Genomic DNA, 19,963 nt, shown 5'->3' on the forward strand with positions numbered 1-19,963 from the left:
CAGATCACGTTCACATCACGGCTGATCGGTATCCAACGAGAACAGATCGGGCACGGGCGGACTATCTGCACCGAATGTACCATTCGGCGGAGTTCGTCCCAGATGCCGCCAAGCGGCTTCGGTGGCCACCCGACCCCGGGGCGTACGCGCCAGCAGACCGGCCCGGACCAGGAACGGCTCGCAGACCTCCTCCACCGTGTCCGGCTGCTCCCCCACCGCCACCGCCAACGTCGACAACCCCACCGGCCCACCCCGGAACGAGTCGACCAGCGCGGTCAGCACCGCCCGGTCCAGCCGGTCCAGACCCAGCGCGTCCACGTCGTACACCGTCAGGGCCTTACGGGCGGTGCCCAGGGTGACCACGCCGTCGGCCCGGACCTCGGCGTAGTCACGGACCCGGCGCAGCAGCCGGTTGGCGATCCGCGGGGTGCCCCGGGACCGGCCGGCGATCTCGGACGCACCGTCGGCCGTGATCGGCACACCCAGAATCCGGGCCGAACGGTGCAGCAGCGTCTCCAGATCGGCCGGGGCGTAGAAGTCCAGGTGCGCGACGAAGCCGAACCGGTCCCGCATCGGCCCGGTCAACAGACCCGAGCGGGTCGTCGCACCGACCAGGGTGAACGGCTCGACGTCCAGCGGGATCGCCGTCGCCCCCGGACCCTTGCCGACCACCACGTCGACCCGGAAGTCCTCCATCGCGCTGTAGAGCAGCTCCTCGGCCGGCCGCGCGATGCGGTGGATCTCGTCGATGAAGAGCACGTCGCCCTCGGCGAGGCTGGTCAGGATCGCCGCCAGATCACCGGAACGCTCGATCGCCGGGCCGCTGGTCACCCGGATGCCCGCACCCAACTCGGCGGCGACGATGTTGGCCAGACTCGTCTTGCCCAGCCCCGGAGGGCCGGAGAGCAGGATGTGATCCGGCGGCGAACCCCGCCGCATCGCGCCCTGCAACAACAGGTCGAGCTGGTCGCGTACCCGGTCCTGGGCGATGAACTCAGCCAGTCGCCGCGGCCGGACCGTGGCCTCCGCGTCCCGGTCGGCATCGCTGACGTACGCCGAGACGAGCCCGTCGGTCTCGCTCACCGTGCCGTCTCCGTTCGCGGCCGCGGGGCCCGCAAAGCCAACCCACTGCTCGGGCTCATCGCGCCGCCTCCCGTTCGCGGCCGAGGGCTCATCGGGTACGGCCCAGCAGGCGGATGGCCTGCTTGAGCAGGACCGGCACCGGCGGCGTCGGACCGTCGATGGTCTCCGCGACCGCGGCCACCGCCTGGTCGGCCTGACCGGCCGTCCAGCCCAGCCCGACGAGTGCCTGCCGGACCTGCTCCGGCCAGGCACCGCCGGTCACGCCGGCGACCCCGTCGGCGCCGATCGGCACCGGGCCGATCCGGTCGCGCAGCTCCAGCACCAGACGCTCGGCACCCTTCTTACCGATGCCGGGCACCCGGGTCAGCGCCGCCGTGTCGGCGTTGGCGATCGCCTTTCGTACCGCATCCGGGGTGTGCACCGCCAACACCGCCTGCGCCAGGCGCGGGCCCACCCCGCTGGCGGTCTGCAGCAGCTCGAACAGCGACTTGGCGTCGTCGTCGGCGAAGCCGTAGAGGGTCAGCGAGTCTTCCCGCACGATGAGGCTGGTGGCGAGCCGGGCGACCTGGCCGACCCGCAGGTCCGCGAGCGTCCCGGGAGCGCAGTGCACGGCCAGACCGACACCGCCGACCTCGATCACGGCCTGGTCCGGACCCGTCGCGGTCACCGTGCCGCGCACGCTGGCGATCATCGTGCTCCTCCTCGTCGTGCCCGGTCGGCCGCCGCCGCCAACTTCGAGCGGGTCCCGCCGCGCCAGACATGGCAGATCGCCAGCGCCAGCGCGTCGGCGGCGTCGGCCGGCTTCGGTGGCTCGGCCAGCCGCAGCAACCGGGTCACCATGGCGGTCATCTGCGCCTTGTCGGCCTGACCGGACCCGGTCACGGCCGCCTTCACCTCACTCGGGGTGTACGTCTGCACGGGCAGCCCGGCGCGCGCCCCGGCCAGCACGGCGATGCCACTGGCCTGCGCGGTGCCCATCACCGTCCGCACGTTGTGCTGACTGAACACCCGCTCGACGGCGACGCTCTCCGGCTGGTGCTCGGCGACCAGCTTGTTCAGCGACTGGTCCAGGTGCAGCAGGCGCAGTGGCAGTTCGTCGGCCGGATCGGTGTAGACCACGTAGTACGCGATCAGAGTGCAGGGCCGCCCCGGCACACCCTCGACCACGCCCACACCGCACCGGGTCAACCCCGGGTCGACACCGAGCACGCGCACGCCGCCCCCTCCCCAGCCGTCAGCAGTACGTGTGTTCGACACCCTAACCGTCGCACCCACGACGTTCGCACGGGACACGCCCCACGCCCCACGCCCCACGCCCCACGCCCCACGCCCCACGCCCCACGCCCCACGCCCCACGCCCCACGCCCAAGATCCGAACAACTTCCCCGATGTTGCTGCCTCCGACACGCGGGAGACACCAACATCCCCGATGTTGCGCGGATCTTGGAGCGCACGACAGCGCGGCGCGGCACGACAGCGCGACAGCGCGGCGCGACAGCGCGGCGCGACAGCGTGGGCGGGGCCCGGCGACAAGGGCGGGAGCGGGGCCGGCTGCGGGCGGCGAGGGCAGGTGGGCCACACAGCTTCGACCTGGAGTATGTGTCGCCGGCCCATGTGCCGGGGAGGACACAGCTCGTAACTTCTTGCGCCATGACGGCAGAACCCGTGGCGGTCCCCCACGTCGTACAGGTCGACCTCGCCGGTCGGACCGCCCTGGTCACCGGGGGTGGCAGCGGCATCGGGCGAGCGTGTGCCCTGCGGCTGGGTGCGGCCGGCGCGAAGGTCCTCGTGGTGGACCGCAACCTGGAGGCGGCCAAGGCGGTAGCGGCCGAGGCGGGCGGCCGGGCCGAGGGTGTGGACCTGTCCGACGCGGCGGCGGTGGACCGCCTCGACGTGGACGTGGACATCGTGGTCAACAACGCCGGGCTTCAGCACGTCGCGCCGCTTCAGGACTTTCCCGTCGAGCGCTTCGAGTACATCCAGCGGGTGATGGTGGAGGCGCCGTTCCTGCTGATCCGCCGGGCGCTGCCGCACATGTACGCCCGGGGCTGGGGTCGCGTCGTCAACATCTCCTCGGTGCACGGGTTGCGTGCCTCGCCGTACAAGGCGGCCTACGTCTCGGCCAAGCACGCTCTGGAGGGCCTGTCGAAGGTGGTCGCGCTGGAGGGCGCCGCGCACGGGGTGACGGCCAACTGCATCAACCCGGCGTACGTGCGCACGGCCCTGGTGGAGAGCCAGATCGCCGACCAGGCGGCCAGCCACGGCATCGACGAGACCGAGGTGATCGAGAAGATCATGCTGGCCCGGGCGGCGATCAAGCGACTGATCGAACCGGAGGAGGTGGCCGAGCTGCTGGCGTACCTCTGCTCGCCGCCTGCGGCGTTCATCACCGGCGCGTCGATCGCCCTCGACGGGGGCTGGACGGCCAACTAGTGGGCCCGAGCACAATGTCGACCATGTCATCGCCGGTGGAGTTCCTGGAACTGCTCGCTCGGGAGGCCGCGGCGGTCGAGTTCGAGGGACCGTTGGTGGCCGCGCGCGCCGCCGGGCTGCCGCCCGACCGGCTGGCCGAGCTAGAGCAGGCCAAATCGGTGGCGTTGCGGGTTCGCGCGTTGTTGGAGCGTCGGCGCCGCCGCGAGACCGAGCTGTCCGGCCTGTACGACACGGTCAGCGACCTGGCCGGGCTACGCGACCTGGACGACGTGCTGCGGGCGATCGTGCACCGGGCCCGCAATCTGCTCGGCGCGGACGTGGCGTACATGACGCTGAACGACGACGAGCGCGGCGACACCTACATGCGGGTGACCGACGGGTCGGTCTCAGCCCGCTTCCAGCGGCTCCGCCTGCCGATGGGTGCCGGCCTCGGTGGTCTGGTGGCCCAGTCCGGCGCTCCGTACGTCACCGCAAACTACGGAGAGGACGCGCGCTTCCACCACACCGGCGAGATCGACGCCGGGGTCGGGGAGGAGGGGCTGGTGGCGATCCTCGGGGTGCCGCTACGGCTCGGCTCCACCTCGATCGGTGTGCTCTACGCGGCGAACCGTTCGGCTCGGCCATTCGTCCGGGAGGAGGTGGCTCTGCTGGTCTCCCTCGCCGCGCACGCCGCGGTGGCGATCGACACCGCCCGGCTGCTGACCGAGACCCGGTCGGCGCTGGCCGAGCTGTCGGCGGCGAACACCACCATCCGGGCGCACAGCAGCTCGGTGGAGCGGGCCGCGGCGGCACACGACCGGATGACGGCGCTGGTGCTGCGCGGCGGCGGTGTGGAGGACGTGGCGGCCGCGGTGACCGAGGTGCTGGGCGGCGCCCTGCTGGCGCTGGACGCCGAGGGCCGCCTGCTGGCCCGGGTCGGCGAGATCGACGAGCCGGACCGGGCGGACATCGTCGAGGCGGTGGCGGCGTCCCGCACCGAGGGACGCAGCGTGCGGCGCAGCCCACTCTGGTACGCGGCGGTGGTGGCGGGCGCGGAGAACCTGGGTGCGCTCGTGCTGCGTCCGGACGACGAGTTGGTCGACGCCGATCAGCGGATCCTGGAGCGCGCCGCGCTGGTGACCGCGCTGTTGCTGTTGTTCCGCCGGACGGTCGCGGAGGCGGAGGGGCGGGTCCGTGGTGAGCTGCTGGACGACCTGATCGCCCGCCCACTACGGGACACCGACGCGCTGCGCAGCCGGGCCCGCCGGCTCGGGGTGGACCTGGACGCGCCGCACGTGCTGGTGGCGGTGGGCGACGACGCGATCGCCGCGACCGGCTCGGCTCGGCAGCGGGTGCTGTCCTGGGCCACCACGTACGCCTCGGCGCGCGGCGGGCTGGCCGCGGCGCGCGACGGCCGGGTGGTGCTGATGCTGCCGGGGCTGGACGCCGGTGGCAGTGCTCGCGCGGTCGCACGGGACTTGTCCCGGGTGACCGGACGACCGGTGACCGCCGGGGCGAGTGGCCCGTCGAACGGGCCGGGGGCGCTGGCGGCCACGTTCCACGAGGCGGACCGGTGCCTGACCGCGCTGGGCGCTCTGGGCCGCGCCGGTCAGGGTGCGAGCACGGTGGAGCTGGGCTTCGTCGGGTTGCTGCTGGGGACGGTCGGTGATCGGGGCGAGAAGGACGTGACCCAGTTCCTCAGCGCCACCGTCGGGCCGGTGGTCGACTACGACGCCCGGCGGGGCACGGCTCTGGTGAAGACGCTGGAGGCGTACTTCGGGGTGGGTGGCAGCCTGGCCCGGGCCGCCGAACAACTGCACGTGCACGTCAACACGGTGACCCAGCGGCTGGAGCGGGTGGGACAGTTGCTCGGCACCGACTGGCAACGACCCGATCGGGCGTTGGAGGTGCAGCTCGCGCTGCGCCTGCACCGGCTGCGCGCCCCGGCCGGCTGACCGACGCCGGCCAGGGGCCGGCTCAGCGGACCTGAATGCCCTCCAGTACGGCGTCGACGACCCGCTCGGGAAGGGTCTGCTCGTCCAGGTCCGGATTCCACTGCAGCACCCGCTGGATCAGCATGGGCCCGGTGAGCAGCGCCATCGTCACCTCCACGTCGATGTCGGCGCGGAGCACACCCTCGTCGATGCCGCGTCGCAGCACCTCGCGCATCAACTGCCGGCGGGGCGAGATGATGTTCTGGTAGAGCTGGAACTGGTCGGCGCTGCGGTTCACGGCGGGCGCCAGGCAGGGCATGATCTTCGCCGCTCGCGGGTCGACGTTCTGGCCGATCGCGCCGACCAGCAGCACCAGGTCGTCGCGGACGGAGTGACCGGCCGGCTGCGCCAGGACGCCCTTGAGTCGCCGCAGCGCGTCGAGCAGCAGCGCGTCCTTGCCGGCCCAGCGGCGGTAGATGGTGGCCTTGCCGACCCCGGCACGGGCGGCGATGGCCTCGATCGAGAGCGCCTCGATGGTGCTGCCCTCGGCGAGCAGGTCCAGGGTGGCCTCGATGATCGCCTCGTCGGCGCGGAGGCTCCGCGGTCGCCCGGGCGACCGCGGAGCATCGGCAGTGGACGTCATGTCCGACATTCTCCCCGAACCTATGCCGTGCCGGCCAACTCGGGCTCGGCGACCGGGGCCGCCGGGGCGAGGCTGGTGTCCTCCTTGCCCGGCATCCAGCGCAGCACCACGATGATTCCGAGTGCGGCGATGATCCCGGAGAGCCCGGCCGCCCAGTGCATGGCGGTGACGAAGGCGTCGTTGGCCGCCGAGATCAGCGCCGGCGCCGCCGGGCCGAGCTGGCCCGCCGCCGCGTACGCCCCGGAGATCGACTCGTTGGCCGCGTCGCGGGCCGGCGTGGGCAGGCCGGTCAACGCGTCACCGATGTCGCTGCGGTAGACCGCGGAGAGCACCGAGCCGAGGACCGCGACGCCGAGCGCGCCGGCCACCTGACGGATGGTGTTGCTGACCGCGGAGCCGACGCCGGCCTTCTCGCGGGGCAGCGCCGACATGATCGACTCGGTGGCCGGCGGCATGATGTTGGCCATCCCGGCGCCCTGGATCAGGAAGACGAGCAGAACGATCCAGATCGGGGTGGAGGCGCCGATGAACACGAACGCGGCGAGCGAGATCACGGTCAGCGCCAGCCCCACGGTGGCGACGGCACGGCCGCCGTAGCGGCGGACCATCGCGGCGCTGCGCGGCGCGAAGATCAGCTGGGCGCCGGCGAAGGGCAGGAAGAGCAGACCGGTCTGCAGCGGGCTGTAGCCGCGCACCAGTTGCAGGTAGAACGAACCGAAGAACATCGAGCCCATCGCGGCGAAGAACACCAGGCCGACGATGGCGACCGGCGCGGCGAACCGGGGCACCTTGAACAGCCGGACGTCCAGCGACGGGTGGTCGCTGCGCCGCTCGTGCTGCACGAACCAGGCCAGCACCGCGATGCCGACCAGGATCGAGCCCCAGGCCAGCGGGCGGTCGAAGCCGTGCTCGCCGCCGTCGATGATGCCGTAGGACAGGGCGACCAGGCCGACCACGGAGAGCAGGACGCCGAGCACGTCGACCCGGCTCGGCCGCGGGTCGCGCGACTCGGGGACCAGCAGGGCCACCAGGATCACGCCGGCGACGACCACCGGCACGTTGATCAGGAAGACCGAGCCCCACCAGAAGTGCTCCAGCAGCGCGCCGCCGAGGATCGGGCCGATGGCCACGGCGAGACCGACCGCGCCGGCCCAGACGCCGATGGCGCGACCACGCTCACGCGGGTCGAAGACGTTGGAGATGATCGACAGCGTCACCGGCATGATGGCCGCGCCGCCGACGCCCATCAGGGCGCGGGCCGCGATGAGCTGGCCGGGACTCTGGGCGTACGCGGAGAGCAGCGACGCCAGGCCGAACAGCGCCAGACCGATCATCAGGAAGCGCTTGCGGCCGGCGCGGTCGCCGAGAACTCCGAAGGTGAACAGCAGCCCGGCGAAGACCAGCGTGTAGGAGTTGATGGCCCACTCCAGCTCACCCTGGCTGGCGCCGAGGCCGTGCACCGGGTCGGCCAGAGTGCGCAGGGCCACGTTGAGGATCGTGTTGTCGAGGACGACCACGAGGAGGCTGATCACCAGCACCCCCAGGATCGCCCACCTCCTCGGGTGGCCCGTGTTGTCGTGCAGCTCCATGCCTGGTTTCCCCCCACGCTTCACCCGCGGCGCAATACGATACGGGTCAGACTCGTAACGTGGGTCAGCCTACGACCCGTATTAACGATACGGCACCGATCCGTATCGTATGTGGTGGGCATCACGCCCTGGTGGCACGGCCAGACAGGCGGCGACCGCGTCCGACAGCGAGTCGAGACGCGCCGACGGCGCGGCGAGCGGCTCGATCCAGCCCGGCCCCGCGCCGTACACCCGAAGGCGCGGGAAGTCCCGGGCGAAGCGCACCAGGCGGTACGCGCGGCCGGTGACCGGCGTCTGCGACCAGAGCACGACGGTGTGCGGGCGGGCCCGGTGCACCGCGCTGGGCAGCGCCGGCCAGGGCAGCGCCGGGCCGAGATTCAGACAGCCGCGACCCTGCTCGCGCAGCGCGGCGGCCAGAGCCTGCAGGCCGAGGCTGTGCGCCTCCTTCTCGACCCCGGCCAGCAGCACCCCACCGGTGGGCAGCGACCGGCCCGGCTCGCGGCGGTAGACGTCCAACCCGACCCGGACCCCCTCGCAGAGGGCGTGCTCGACGACGACCTCGGCGGCGCTACGCCCCGACAGCCGGGCCAGCAGCGGACGGCAGACCTGCTCCCAGAACGCCGGCACGCCCCACGCCTCGACCAACTCCAGCAGCAAGGAGGCCACACCGTTGGCGTCCACGTCCTCGGCCGCCAACGACACCTGTTTGTGCGCGATCTCCACGGCCTCCGCCGGCATCGGATCGGTCAGCACCAGACGTACCCCCGGGTAGATGGTTTTTCCACCCGGGGATTCGCTGAAACGACGCGCGGCGGATGCGCCGTCGCGGGATTTACCGGCGGCGGGCCGCCAGCCGGTGGGCCAGCGCGGCGACGCTGCCCCAGATGCCCCGGCGGAACAGCACCACCACGAGGACGAAGATGCCGCCGGTCACCAGTCCGATCGTCTCGAAGCCGGAGAACGACAGCCAGTCCTCCAACCGGACCACGATGCCGGCGCCGAGCACCCCACCCCAGAGGGTGCCGATGCCGCCGAGCACCACCACGATGACGGCCTTGCCGGAGGTGGTCCAGTGCAGTACGTCCAGCGAGACGAACCGGTGGCCGACCGCGAACAGCCCACCGCCGAGGCCGGCGATGAACCCGGAGAGCACGAACGCGGTGAGCTTGTAACGATGCACCGGGTACCCCAGAGCCCGTGCCCGGGCCGGGTTGTCCCGGATGCCGACCAGCACCCGACCGAACGGGGAGTGCACGATCCGCCAGGCGGCGGCCAACCCGAGCAGCACGATCGGCAGGATCGCGTAGTAGAAGAAGTAGTCGTCGGTGAGATCGAGGCCGAACAGCTCGCGGGGCACCCCCTGGAGCCCGTTCTCGCCCTGGGTGACCGAACGCCACTCGTTGGCCACGTAGTAGACCATCTGCGCGAAGGCCAGGGTCACCATGGCGAAGTAGATGCCGGTCCGCTTGACCGCCAGGTAGCCGATCGGTACCGCCAGCACCGCCGCGGCGAGCGCCCCGGCCAGCACGGCCAGGGGAAACGGCAGGCCCGCGTGGATGGCCACCAACCCGGTGACGTACGCCGAGGTGCCCCAGAACGCGGCGTGACCGAAGGACATCAGCCCGGTGAAGCCGAGCAGCAGGTCCACCGCGACGGCGAACAACGCCCAGCAGAGGATGTCCACCGCCACCGCCGGGTAGAGGCCGTTGGGCAGCCACAAGGCCACGACCAGCCCGACGGCGAGCAGCGCGTAGCGCGCCCAACCGGGGGCCCGGGCCACGGCGATCAGCCCGGACGGCGGAGTCGGGCGGGACGCGTCGGCGGGAGTGTCCACGGTGCTGGTCATGCGGGAGCCTCCTCACGACCGAACAGGCCGGCCGGACGCCAGAGCAGCACGCCGGCCATCACGACGAAGACGATGGTCTGGGAGACGATGGGAAAGGCGGACAGGTACGCCTCACCCCACGCCTGCACCAGGCCGATGCCGAAGCCGGCAGCCACCGAACCGAAGATCGAGCCCAGTCCACCGATCACGACCACCGCGAACACCACGATGATCAGGTCAGCCCCCATCAGCGGGTTGACCGCGCGCATCGGCGCTGCCAGCACGCCGGCGAGGCCGGCCAGCCCGATCCCGAAGCCGAAGACCGGCGTCACCCAGCGCCCGACGTCGATGCCGAAGGCGCGGGTCAGGTCGGGTCGCTCGGTGGACGCGCGGACCACCATGCCGATCCGGGTACGGGTCAGCACCCACCACACCGCGACGCAGAGCAGCACCGCGAAGCCGAGGATGAACACCCGGTACGTCGGGAAGTCGAACAGGCCGAAGTTCACCGACCCGCTCAACAGCGACGGGGTCTGGTACGGGCTGGACTGCACGCCGTAGCGCAGCTTCACCAGGTCCTGAAGGATCAGTGTCAGGCCGAAGGTGAGCAGGAAGTTGTAGAGCGGGTCGAGCTTGGTCAGCCGGTGGATCACGGCGCGTTCCAGCGCCATGCCGAGCAGTCCCAGCCCCACCGGCATGATCACCAGTGCCGCCCAGAACGGCACGCCCGCCTCGGTGAGCAGCACGTACGCCCCGAACGCGCCGAGCATGTAGAACGCCCCGTGCGCGAAGTTGACCACGCGCAGCATGCCGAAGATGACCGCGAGCCCGAGGGCGAGCAGGGCGTAGAACGCCCCGCTCACCAACCCGTTGAACGTGTTCTGCGCGAATCCGCTCATAGCTTGCAGTCCGCCGAGGGCGCGCGGAACGCCTCCGCGGCCGGGATCGTCTTGAGCACCTTCACGTAGTCCCACGGCTCGGTGACCTCGGACTGCGGCTTCACCTGGGCCAGGTACGCGTCGTGCACCACCCGGTGGTCCTCGGCGCGGATCTTGCCGTTGCGCAGGAAGACGTCCTCGACCGTCTTGCCCTCCAGGCCCTTCACCACCGCGTCCGCGTCGTCGGTGCCGGCGGCCTGCACCGCCTCCAGGTACTGCAACGCCGCCGAGTAGTTGGCGGCGTGCGCGAACGTCGGACGAGTGCCGGCCTTCTGCTGGAACCGGTCGGCGAACTCCCGGTTCTTCGCGTCGAAGTTCCAGTACCAGGCATCGGTGTACGTGGTGCCGGCCAGCGCGGCCGGGGTGAGCGAGTGGATGTCGGTGAGGAACATCAGGCCCACCGCGAGGCCCACGCCCTTGTCGCGCAGCTTGAACTCGTTGTACTGCTTCACCACGTTGACCAGTTCCGCGCCGGCCTGCATGGTGCCCAGCACGTCCGGCTTCGGGTTCAGGTTCGGCGCCTTGAGCAGGAAGGTGGAGAAGTCGCCGCTGGTGTTCGGGAACGGCGCGCCGTCCTTGCCCACCACCGTGCCGCCGGCCGCCGTGATCGCGGTGGAGAAGCTCTTCTCCATGTCCTGACCGAAGGCGTAGTTCGGGTACAGGATGTACCAGTTCTTGCCGATCTGCTCGGTGGTGGTCTTCCCGGTGCCGTTGGCCAGCATGTACGTGTCGTACGCGTAGTGGAACGTGTACCTGTTGCAGCTCTTGCCGGTCAGGTCGGTGGTCGCCGCGCCGATGTTGAAGTAGAGCTTCTTCTTCTCCTTCGCCACGTCGGCGACCTTCAGCGCCGCCGACGAGGTGGGCACGTCCAGGATCAGGTCCACGCCCTTGCGGTCGTACATCTCCTGGGCCTTGGAGTTGGCCACGTCCGGCTTGTTCTGGTGGTCGGCGGTCTCCACGGTGATCTTCTTGGTCACCGCCTTGTCGCCGTACTTCGCGGTGAAGTCGGCGATGGCCATCTCCACCGCCGCCACCGAGTTCTTGCCGGACAACTCCGAGTACGCCCCGGACTGGTCGTTGAGCACGCCCAGCACGATCTTGTCGCCGGTCAGCTTCTGGTCGCCACCCGACTGGGGGCCACCGCCGCCGCAACCGGCGACCAGCACCACCGCGGCCGACGCCACGGCCACACCCACCGTCCTGCGCATGCCCACTCCATCCATCCCACGCGTCGTCGCGCGGGTCGTCGTTGAGAACATTCAGATCCCGAGGTACGCGAGCAGTTCGCGTTCGCGCGAGCGCACCTCGGAGTTGTCCATCGCCTCGGCGACACGTCCCTCGGCCAGCAGGTAGTGCCGGTCGGCGACACCCGTGGCGAAGTGCAGGTTCTGCTCCACCAGCAGCACGGTCACCCCGTGCCGCTTGGCCTCGCGCAGCAGGTCACCGACCTGCTGCACCAGCAGTGGCGACAGCCCTTCGGTGGGCTCGTCGCAGAGCAACAGCCGGGCGCCCATCCGCAGCACCCGGGCCAGGGCGAGCATCTGCTGCTCGCCGCCGGAGAGCATCGTGGCCGCCGAGTCGCGCCGGGTGTAAAGGGCGGGAAATGCCTCGTACACCCGCTCCAGCGACCACGGGTCGGGGCCGACCGTCGGTGGCAGGGTGAGGTTCTCGGTGACGGTCAGGGTGGCGTAGCTGCCCCGGTCGTCCGGCACCCAGCCCAGCCCCAGGCGGGCCCGCTTGTGCGCGGGCAACCCGGTGATGTCGCGACCGTCCAGCTCGACCGTCCCCCGCTGGCCGGGATGCAACCCCATCACGCAGCGCAGCAGGGTGGACTTGCCGGCGCCGTTGCGCCCGACCAGGGTGACCACCTCGCCGGCGGAGACCTGAAGGTCGACGTCCCGCAGCACCTGCGCCTCGCCGTAGAAGGCGGACAGGTTCTCAACGCGCAGCATCGGCGGCTCCCAGGTAGGCGGTGATCACACGCTCGTCGGCGCGAACCTGCTCGTAGGGGCCCTCGACGAGGACCCTGCCGGCCTGGAGCACGGTGACGGTGTCGGCGAGACGGCCGACCACGCTCATGTTGTGCTCGACCATCACCACGGTCCGGCCCTGGCGGACCCGGCCGATCAGCTCGACGGTGCGGTCGACGTCCTCGAGGCCCATCCCGGCGGTCGGCTCGTCGAGCAGCAACACCTTCGGGTCCAGTGCCAGGGCGATGGCCAGCTCCAGGGCCCGCTTCCGGCCGTACGCGAGGGCCGCCGACGGGGCCTGCGCCAGGTCGGCCAGCCCGACCATGGCCAGCAACTCGTCGGCCCGCTCGGTGTAGCGGTCCATCAGGGTGGCCGAACGCCAGAACCGCCAGCCCAACCCACTGGACGACTGCAACGCCAGCGCGACGTGCTCGCGGGCGGACAACTGCGGGAAGAGGCTGGTGATCTGGAACGAGCGGGCCACGCCGAGCCGGGCCACCCGCTCCGGGGGCAGCCCGGTGACGTCCCGCCCGGCCAGTTCGATCCGGCCGCCGCTGGGACGCAGGAAGCCGGTGAGCAGGTTGAACAGGGTGGTCTTGCCCGCGCCGTTCGGGCCGACGAGCGCGTGCACGCTCTCCGGTGCGACGTCGAGGTCGACGTCGTCGACCGCTCGGAAGCCGCGGAAGTCGCGGGTCAACCCACGCGCCGACAGGAGCGCTTGCCCGGCCATCGCCTCATCCTCCGCAGGGTCGCGGCGACGGTCGGTGCGGTGACCGTGGTCACAGGCCCGTCGCGTGGACGAAACCTACGGGGGGCCGCACACGTCGAGCTATGTCGATGACCTCCACATTCGACGGGTGGAGGACGTGCGCGAACTCCACTCCCGCGCGCCGCCAGGTTGACCGGGTCTCCTAGGTTGATGATCCACACAGCCCACCGGAAGGTCCCCACCCCATGCCCGTCGGCTTCACCATGGCGATCGTCCTCGCCGCCGCCCTGGCGGTCAGCGCCGTCCTGGCTCTGGTCACCCCCGCGCGACCGTTGAAGCGGATGGCCGCCCTCTCGGCGCTCGTCTTCCTCGCCCTCACCCTGCTGGTCGGTGTCACCACCAGCGCCCACTCGGTACCCATCCGCTCGGTCGGCATCGTCACCAGCTTCGGCAAGCCCACCGGCGAGGTGACCGGCTCGGGCCTGAAGTGGGTGGCGCCGTGGCAGAAGGTCGGCGAGTGGGACGCGGGCCGGCAGAAGTACGACCACATCGGCGGGAACAACTGCGTACGGGTGCGCACCGGCACGCTCGCCGACGCCTGCGTCGAGGTGCTCGTCGAGTGGCAGGTCAAGCCGGAGAACGCGCCGAAGCAGTTCATGGACTACAAGGGCGACTTCGGCAGCTTCCGCGGTCAGCGGGTGGGTGTGCAGCTCGACAGCGCGGTCAACGACGCGTTCGCCGCGTACAACCCGCTCGAAAAGATCGACGTCCAGACCGGCGACCTCAACGTCGACCTGAAACCGTTCGCCGCGAACATCAAGACCAGCGCGGAGACCCGGCTCGCCACCGACGTGGACATCCTCTCGGTGACCATCACGCGGGTGAACCACGACGACAAGACCGAGGGCAACATCAAGGCGTTCCAGGACAAGCTGGCCCAGACCCGCAACCTGGAGCAGGACCGCAAGAACGCCGAGATCTCCAAGCAGATCACCGAGACCAACGCGAAGGTCGACAAGGTGACCCGTTGCCTGGAGATCGCGGAGAAGAACGGCGCCAACCCGGGGCTCTGCATCAACCCGGGCATCGTCACCGGCAAGTGACCTGGGAGCCGGACCGCGACTGGACGCCGGAGCCGGCGGGATTTGGCGTCATGTCGCGCCGAAGCAGACCGTAGATCACCATGTCCACGAAGCCGTCGCCGTCGTACTCGCGCTCCCGCTGGGTGCCCTCGTGCGTGAAGCCGCATGCCTCTGCGGTCCGCCGCATGGCCGTGTTGCTGGCCAGCGTCTCCAACTCCAGACGGCGCAGGTTGCGGTTGCGGAAGCCGTAACGGCAGAGCAGCCGGATCACCTCGATCCCGTACCCCTGGCCGCGCGCCTCGGGCAACAGTGAGATGCCGAGGTGGGCGTACTGGTTGAACGCGTTGATCCCCCACAGCACACTGCCACCGAGGAACGTGCCGTCGGCCACGGTCTCGGCCACCAGCGACACACTGGTCTGACCGTCGGACGGGTCGGTGACCCGCTTCTCCAGCCGAGCCCTGATCTGACCGACGTGGCGCGGCACGAACGGCTCGCCGTCGGTGATCAGGTGCAACTCGGGATCCCCGTACAGACGGAACATGTTCGGCGCGTCGTCGGGCGTCGGCGGGCGCAGTCGGACCCGCTCGGTAGCGAACATGGGGCGACGCTAACAGCCGCCACGCAGACCCACGACCGGGTTTCAACCGGGACGCGGCTACGGCCGCAGCGAAGGCGCTCGTCATCCGCTCTGGCTGGCGCGCCAAGGCGGTGTGCTGTTGAGCGATATACCGCAGAGGTATGAATATGACTCTGCGGTATATCGCTCGCCACCGCATTCCACCCCGCCGGAGGTGACGGACGGTCACCTGCCCCTGGGCACCTGGCTGAGCGCCCTGATCCAAGAGTGTCCGCCGACCAGCACCCAGGTCAGTCCAGGGTGACCACCCAGCGGGCACCCTCGCCCCGGGCCAGCCGGTCGAACGCTGTGGGCGCCTCGTCCAGCGGGATCGTGCCGCTGACCAGTACGCCCAGATCCAGCGAGCCGTCGGCCAGTTCGGCGGCCAGCACGGGCACCTCGCGATCCGGGTCGGACGAGCCGTACACCGAGGAGCGCAGGGTACGGGCTGAGTGGAAGACGTCGAGCGCGCCGAGGCTGAGCATGTCGTCCTTGGCGCCCATGCCGACCACGGTCACCGCTCCCCCGCGCCGGGTGAGTCGCCAGGCCGCCCGGATGGTCGCGGCCCGCCCGACGCACTCGAAGGCGTGGTCGACGCCCCGACTCTCGGTACGAGCCCGTACCTCCTTGGAGAGCCGGTCGTCGGAGAGCAGGAAGTCGGTCGCACCGGCGGCCATGGCCAGATCGCGCTTGGCCTCGGCGACGTCGACGGCCAGGATCGTGGTGGCTCCGGCCCGGCGGGCCGCGGAGAGCACGGCGAGCCCGACCCCGCCGAGCCCGATCACCGCCACCGACTCGCCCGGAGCCACCCGGGCGGTGTTGCCGACCGCGCCGACGCCGGTGAGCACCGCGCAGCCGAGCAGCGCGGCCCGCTCCGGGGGCAGACCGGCGGGAATCGGGATGACGGCGTTGTCGGGCACCACCACCGCCTCGGCGAGCGCGCCGAGGCCGAGGGTCAGGTGCAGCGGGAGGCCGTCGTCGGTCTCCCCGCGCGGCACCGTCGGGGACGTGGTGTTGGCGCAGAGCCACGGCTCGTCGCGGCGGCACCACCAGCAGGAACGGCAGGCCGGCGCCCAGTTGAGCACCACCGGGGTGCCGACCGCCAGCCGGCTGCCCGGCCCGGTCTCGGCCACCACCCCGGTCGCCTCGTGCCCCAGCACCAGCGGGAACCTCGCGGCGAGGGTGCCGTTCACCATGGACAGATCGGAGTGGCAGACACCGGCGGCGCGGATCGCCACCCGCACCTCGCCGGGGCCGGGCGCGGGCAGGCGTACCCGCTCGATTCGCAGCTCGGCGCCGGATCGGCGCGCGACGAGCGCGCGGACGGTGACCGGCGCGCCCGCCGGCTCGCTGCCGCCGCCCGGCGCGACCGGGGACGACTCGGCGTGACCCGACGGCGCGGGCGGGGACGACTCGGGGGCGCTCATCGCTGGATCGCCTTCAGCTCGCAGAACTCCGCGAGGCCGTGCACGCCCAGCTCCCGACCCAGGCCCGACTGCTTGTAGCCGCCGAACGGGGCCAGCGGGTTGAACGAGGCGCCGTTGATGTCCACCGCCCCGGTGCGCAGCCGGCGGGCCACCGCGAGCGCCGCGTCGGTGTCGGCGGACCAGACCGCCCCGGCCAGCCCGTACTTCGAGTTGTTGGCGATGGCGACCGCCTCGTCGGTGTCGGCGAACGGGAGCACGGCGAGCACCGGGCCGAAGACCTCCTCCTGGGCGAGTGCGCTGTCGGGGTGCACGTCGGCGAAGACTGTCGGCGCGACGAAGTGCCCCTGCGACGGCACCGGGGCGTCCGGGCCGCCGGCGACCAGCCGCGCGCCGTCGGCCAATGCCCGGTCGATGTGGCCACGCACCCGTTGCGCCTGGGCTGCGGAGACCAGCGGGCCGAGACGGGTGGCCGGGTCGAACGGGTCGCCGAGCCGGTAGCCGGCCACCGCCGTGGCGATCAGGTCGAGCGCTTCGTCGTACCGGTCGCGGTGCACCAGCATCCGGGTCCACGCGGTGCAGGTCTGCCCGGAGTTGAGCAGGGCGTTGCCGACGCCCACCTTGACCGCGGTGGCCAGGTCGGCGTCGGGGAGGATCACGTTGGCGGACTTGCCGCCCAGCTCCAACGCGACCCGGGCGATCCGGTCGGCGGCGAGCCGCATGATCCGGGCGCCGGTGGCGGTGGAGCCGGTGAACGACACCAGGTCGACGTCGGGATGCCCGGCCAGGGCCTCGCCGACCACCGGCCCGGTACCGGTGACCAGGTTGAGCACCCCCGGCGGCAACCCGGCCTCGCTGACCGCGTCGAAGAGGAGGTACGCGGTCAGCGGGGTCAACTCACTGGGCTTGAGCACCACCGTGCAGCCGGCGGCCAGCGCGGGGGCCAGCTTCGCCATCACCTGGTGCAGGGGGTAGTTCCACGGGGTGATCGCGCCGACCACGCCGATCGGCTCGCGGACGACGAGGGAGTTGCCGATGCTCTCCTCGACCGGTGGGCGGGTGGCGAGCGTGACGTGGTCGCGCAGGACGGTCAGCGGCAGCCCGACCTGCACCCGGGTGGCGAGCTTGAGCGGTGCGCCCAGCTCCACGGCGATGGTGCGGGCGAGGTCGTCGGCGCGCGCGGCGAGCGCGGCGTGCAGCCGGTCCAGGTGGGCGGACCGCTCGGCGGGGGCGGTGGCCGACCAGCCGGGGAACGCGGCGCGGGCCGCGGCCACGGCCGCGTCCACGTCGGCCGGGGTGCCGGCCGGCACCTGCCCGACCAGTTCGCCGGTGCTCGGGTTCTCCACGTCGATCAGCTCGGCGTCGGCGGGAGACGTCCACTCGCCGCCGAGGTGCAGGTGGCGCCGGAGGCGCAGGGCGTCGGACAGCGGCGACGGCGGGGCGGCGAGGTCCATGTCGTCCCTTCGGGGGTGGGCGATGGGCGATGACGACGGGGTCGCACTGGGCGATAGCGACGGGGTCGCGACGGGCGATGAAACTAGCGCTGGGAGTTTGGACGCTACCCGTTGGGCCGGGCGGACTCCACCGTGCCGACGGTGCGGGCGGGTTCGGCCGTGCCGACGGTGCGGGCGGGTTCCACCGTGCCGACGGTGCGGGCGTACTCGGCGGCCAGGCCGTGCAGCAGTGCGTCCAGGCCGAGGGCGAAGGCACCCTCGTCCACGCTCTGCTGGTGCTCGGCGAGCCGGTGGGCCTGACGCAGGTGCGGGTAGTGCGCGGCGTACAGCTCCGGGTCCTCGACGAAGCCGCGGGCGAACGAGCCGAGGGCCGACCCGGCCACGAAGTAACGCAGGGCCGCGCCGATGTGGGTGGCCCGGGCGGGGGGCCAGCCGGCGCGGACCAGGCCGCCGTAGACCGCGTCGGCCATGGCGAGGGCGGCTGGTCGACGACCGGGCCCCTGCGCCAGGTACGGCACGATGTTCGGGTGCGCGGTGAGCGCCCGCCGGTACGACCAGGCCCAGTCGCGCAGCGCCGCGACCCAGTCCCGGCTGGCGAAGCCTCCGGTGTCGACGGCCCCGGTGACCGTGTCGGCGATCGCGTCGAGGATCTCGTCCTTCGTGGCGAAGTGGTTGTAGAGCGACGGGCCACGGACGCCCAGCTCGGCGGCGAGCCGGCGGGTGGAGAAGGCGGGCAGGCCCTCGGCGTCGATGAGCGCGGTGGCGGTCTCGACGATCAGCTGCCGGGTGAGCCGGGGCTGGCGGGGTCGGGGCACTGCGCTCCTTGAGGTCTCGGCCGTCAGGTCTGGACGCGGCAAAACTTGCACCGCTAGTTTAAGGGTGACCGGCTGCACCGACGCCAGGAGGACCATCGTGGACTTTTCGCTGACCGACGAGGAGCGGGCGGTACGGGACACCGTCCGATCGTTCATCCGCCGCGAGGTGATGCCTCTGGAGGCGGAGGTGCTCCGCCGGGAACGGGCGCACCAACCGGGCCTGGACCACTCCGAGGTGCGTGAGCTGCAACTCAAGGCGCGCAAGTTCGGCTTCTGGGGCCTGGCCACCCCGGAAGAGTACGGCGGGATGGACCTGCCGGCGGTGCTCCAGTCGTTGATCTGGACGGAGCTGGGCCACACGTTCGTGCCGTTCCGCTTCGGCGGCGAGGCCGACAACATCCTCTTCCACGCCACCGAGGAGCAGAAGCAGGAGTTCCTCATCCCGACCATCGAGGGCGAACGGCGCTCCTGCTTCGCGATCACCGAGCCCGGTGCCGGGTCGGACGCCGCGAACATCCGGCTCTCCGCCCGCCGCGACGGCGACGACTGGATCCTCGACGGCGAGAAGACCTTCATCACCGGTGGGCACGACGCCGACTTCGCCATCGTGGTCGCGGTGACCGACCGGGAGAAGGGCGCCCGCAACGGCGGGGCCACCGCGTTCCTGGTGGACCGGTCGATGGGCTGGCGCTCGGAGTTCATCCAGACGATGGGCGAGGGCGGGCCGGCGTCGCTCATCTTCGACGGCGTACGCGTGCCGCACCGCAACATCCTGGGCGAGATCGGGCAGGGCTTCACGCTGGGCATGGAGTGGATCGGCAAGGGCCGCTACACCATCCCGTCGCACGCCATCGGCATTGCCGAGCGGGTGCTGCAGATGGCGATCGACTACGCCAACACCCGGGAGACCTTCGGCACGAAGATCGGCGCCAACCAGGCCATCCAGTGGATGATCGCCGACTCGGAGACCGAGCTGGAGGCGGCCCGCTGGTTGGTGCTGCGTTCCGCGTGGACGGTCGACCAGGGCCTCGACCCGCGGCACGCGTCGTCGATGGGCAAGCTCTACGGCGCCGGCATGGTCAACCGGGTGGTCGACCGGGTGCTCCAGATCCACGGCGGCATGGGCTACACGCGTGAGTTGCCCATCGAGCGCTGGTACCGGCAGGTCCGGCTCTACCGGATCTTCGAGGGCACCGACGAGATGCAGCGGCTGATCATCTCCCGGGACCTGCTGCGCGGCTACACGAAGATCGGCGGCCACCTGGCCTAAGGCCCCACGCCCGCCCATGCCCGCGCCCGCGCCCGCGCCAAGATCCGCGCAACTTCCCGGATGTTGCTGCCTCCGCCACGCTGGAGACACCAACATCCCTGATGTTGCGCGGATCTTGGCGGGGGTTTCGACGCGGAGCAGTCGGCGCGGCCGGCCGGTCGTGAACCAAGTGGGTCGGTCGGCCATCTACCCCAAT

The 19,963-nt window shown here is 71.5% G+C and carries 19 protein-coding genes; 4 read left to right on the plus strand and 15 right to left on the minus strand.

Annotated features, from left to right (window positions below; all coding sequences use genetic code 11):
• Positions 1 to 15: 15 nt before the first annotated feature.
• The 3 genes from ruvB to ruvC form a co-directional block, all read right to left on the minus strand.
• Complete coding sequence (ruvB, locus tag ABGB10_RS19700; RefSeq protein ID WP_347662309.1) at positions 16 to 1,083, minus strand: Holliday junction branch migration DNA helicase RuvB; 1,068 nt, start codon at positions 1,081 to 1,083, stop codon at positions 16 to 18.
• A gap of 88 nt (positions 1,084 to 1,171) precedes the next feature.
• Positions 1,172 to 1,774, minus strand: a complete 603-nt coding sequence (ruvA, locus tag ABGB10_RS19705) for a Holliday junction branch migration protein RuvA (protein WP_347662310.1) — start codon at positions 1,772 to 1,774, stop codon at positions 1,172 to 1,174.
• Positions 1,771 to 2,298 carry a crossover junction endodeoxyribonuclease RuvC gene (ruvC, locus tag ABGB10_RS19710; RefSeq protein ID WP_347662311.1) on the minus strand — a complete coding sequence of 176 codons (528 nt, stop codon included), beginning with the start codon at positions 2,296 to 2,298 and terminating at the stop codon, positions 1,771 to 1,773. Before ruvC ends, ruvA begins: the two co-directional genes overlap by 4 nt.
• 435 nt (positions 2,299 to 2,733) lie before the next feature.
• Here ruvC and ABGB10_RS19715 point away from each other — a divergent pair, with 435 nt between their 5' ends.
• A complete protein-coding gene (locus ABGB10_RS19715; RefSeq protein ID WP_347662312.1) occupies positions 2,734 to 3,516 on the plus strand; it encodes a 3-hydroxybutyrate dehydrogenase in 783 nt (260 codons plus the stop codon).
• 14 nt (positions 3,517 to 3,530) lie between these two features.
• Positions 3,531 to 5,450: a helix-turn-helix domain-containing protein gene (locus tag ABGB10_RS19720; protein ID WP_347662313.1), complete on the plus strand. Its 1,920-nt coding sequence runs from the start codon at positions 3,531 to 3,533 to the stop codon at positions 5,448 to 5,450.
• Between the two features lie 22 nt (positions 5,451 to 5,472).
• Here the strand turns inward: ABGB10_RS19720 and ABGB10_RS19725 are convergent, their stop codons facing one another.
• From ABGB10_RS19725 to ABGB10_RS19760, 8 genes are all read right to left on the minus strand, one after another.
• Positions 5,473 to 6,081 (minus strand): TetR/AcrR family transcriptional regulator, encoded by a 609-nt coding sequence (locus ABGB10_RS19725; protein ID WP_347662314.1) that lies wholly within the window; start codon positions 6,079 to 6,081, stop codon positions 5,473 to 5,475.
• A gap of 11 nt (positions 6,082 to 6,092) precedes the next feature.
• The gene (locus tag ABGB10_RS19730) at positions 6,093 to 7,661 is read right to left on the minus strand and encodes an MFS transporter (protein WP_347662315.1); all 1,569 of its coding nucleotides are present in this window, start codon (positions 7,659 to 7,661) and stop codon (positions 6,093 to 6,095) included.
• A gap of 81 nt (positions 7,662 to 7,742) precedes the next feature.
• Positions 7,743 to 8,414, minus strand: a complete 672-nt coding sequence (locus tag ABGB10_RS19735; protein ID WP_347662316.1) for a transcriptional regulator — start codon at positions 8,412 to 8,414, stop codon at positions 7,743 to 7,745.
• Positions 8,415 to 8,493: 79 nt separating this feature from the next.
• The gene (locus tag ABGB10_RS19740; protein WP_347662317.1) at positions 8,494 to 9,507 is read right to left on the minus strand and encodes a branched-chain amino acid ABC transporter permease; all 1,014 of its coding nucleotides are present in this window, start codon (positions 9,505 to 9,507) and stop codon (positions 8,494 to 8,496) included.
• Complete coding sequence (locus tag ABGB10_RS19745) at positions 9,504 to 10,385, minus strand: branched-chain amino acid ABC transporter permease (protein ID WP_347662318.1); 882 nt, start codon at positions 10,383 to 10,385, stop codon at positions 9,504 to 9,506. The genes ABGB10_RS19740 and ABGB10_RS19745 overlap by 4 nt, the downstream gene beginning before the upstream one ends.
• Positions 10,382 to 11,632, minus strand: a complete 1,251-nt coding sequence (locus ABGB10_RS19750) for an ABC transporter substrate-binding protein (protein ID WP_347662319.1) — start codon at positions 11,630 to 11,632, stop codon at positions 10,382 to 10,384. The genes ABGB10_RS19745 and ABGB10_RS19750 overlap by 4 nt, the downstream gene beginning before the upstream one ends.
• A gap of 51 nt (positions 11,633 to 11,683) precedes the next feature.
• Complete coding sequence (locus ABGB10_RS19755; RefSeq protein WP_347662320.1) at positions 11,684 to 12,376, minus strand: ABC transporter ATP-binding protein; 693 nt, start codon at positions 12,374 to 12,376, stop codon at positions 11,684 to 11,686.
• Positions 12,363 to 13,124, minus strand: coding sequence for an ABC transporter ATP-binding protein (locus ABGB10_RS19760; protein WP_347662321.1), 762 nt, complete (start codon positions 13,122 to 13,124; stop codon positions 12,363 to 12,365). Before ABGB10_RS19760 ends, ABGB10_RS19755 begins: the two co-directional genes overlap by 14 nt.
• Positions 13,125 to 13,348: 224 nt before the next feature.
• On the opposite strand from ABGB10_RS19760, the gene ABGB10_RS19765 reads away from it, so the two are divergent.
• A complete protein-coding gene (locus tag ABGB10_RS19765; protein ID WP_347662322.1) occupies positions 13,349 to 14,206 on the plus strand; it encodes an SPFH domain-containing protein in 858 nt (285 codons plus the stop codon).
• On the opposite strand, the gene ABGB10_RS19770 is transcribed toward ABGB10_RS19765, so the two are convergent.
• From ABGB10_RS19770 to ABGB10_RS19785, 4 genes are all read right to left on the minus strand, one after another.
• Positions 14,193 to 14,786 (minus strand): GNAT family protein, encoded by a 594-nt coding sequence (locus ABGB10_RS19770; protein ID WP_347662323.1) that lies wholly within the window; start codon positions 14,784 to 14,786, stop codon positions 14,193 to 14,195. The two genes, ABGB10_RS19765 and ABGB10_RS19770, sit on opposite strands and share 14 nt — an antisense overlap.
• A gap of 269 nt (positions 14,787 to 15,055) precedes the next feature.
• A complete protein-coding gene (locus tag ABGB10_RS19775) occupies positions 15,056 to 16,231 on the minus strand; it encodes an alcohol dehydrogenase catalytic domain-containing protein (RefSeq protein ID WP_347662324.1) in 1,176 nt (391 codons plus the stop codon).
• Entirely contained in the window at positions 16,228 to 17,682 is a 1,455-nt protein-coding gene (locus tag ABGB10_RS19780) for an aldehyde dehydrogenase family protein (RefSeq protein WP_347662325.1), read from the minus strand. The genes ABGB10_RS19775 and ABGB10_RS19780 overlap by 4 nt, the downstream gene beginning before the upstream one ends.
• A 104-nt stretch (positions 17,683 to 17,786) precedes the next feature.
• Entirely contained in the window at positions 17,787 to 18,497 is a 711-nt protein-coding gene (locus ABGB10_RS19785) for a TetR/AcrR family transcriptional regulator C-terminal domain-containing protein (protein ID WP_347662326.1), read from the minus strand.
• 97 nt (positions 18,498 to 18,594) lie between these two features.
• Here ABGB10_RS19785 and ABGB10_RS19790 point away from each other — a divergent pair, with 97 nt between their 5' ends.
• Complete coding sequence (locus ABGB10_RS19790) at positions 18,595 to 19,767, plus strand: acyl-CoA dehydrogenase family protein (RefSeq protein WP_145783865.1); 1,173 nt, start codon at positions 18,595 to 18,597, stop codon at positions 19,765 to 19,767.
• Positions 19,768 to 19,963: the final 196 nt, after the last annotated feature.

The sequence above is a fragment of the Micromonospora sp. B9E7 genome, assembly GCF_039871815.1.
Lineage (GTDB): Bacteria > Actinomycetota > Actinomycetes > Mycobacteriales > Micromonosporaceae > Micromonospora.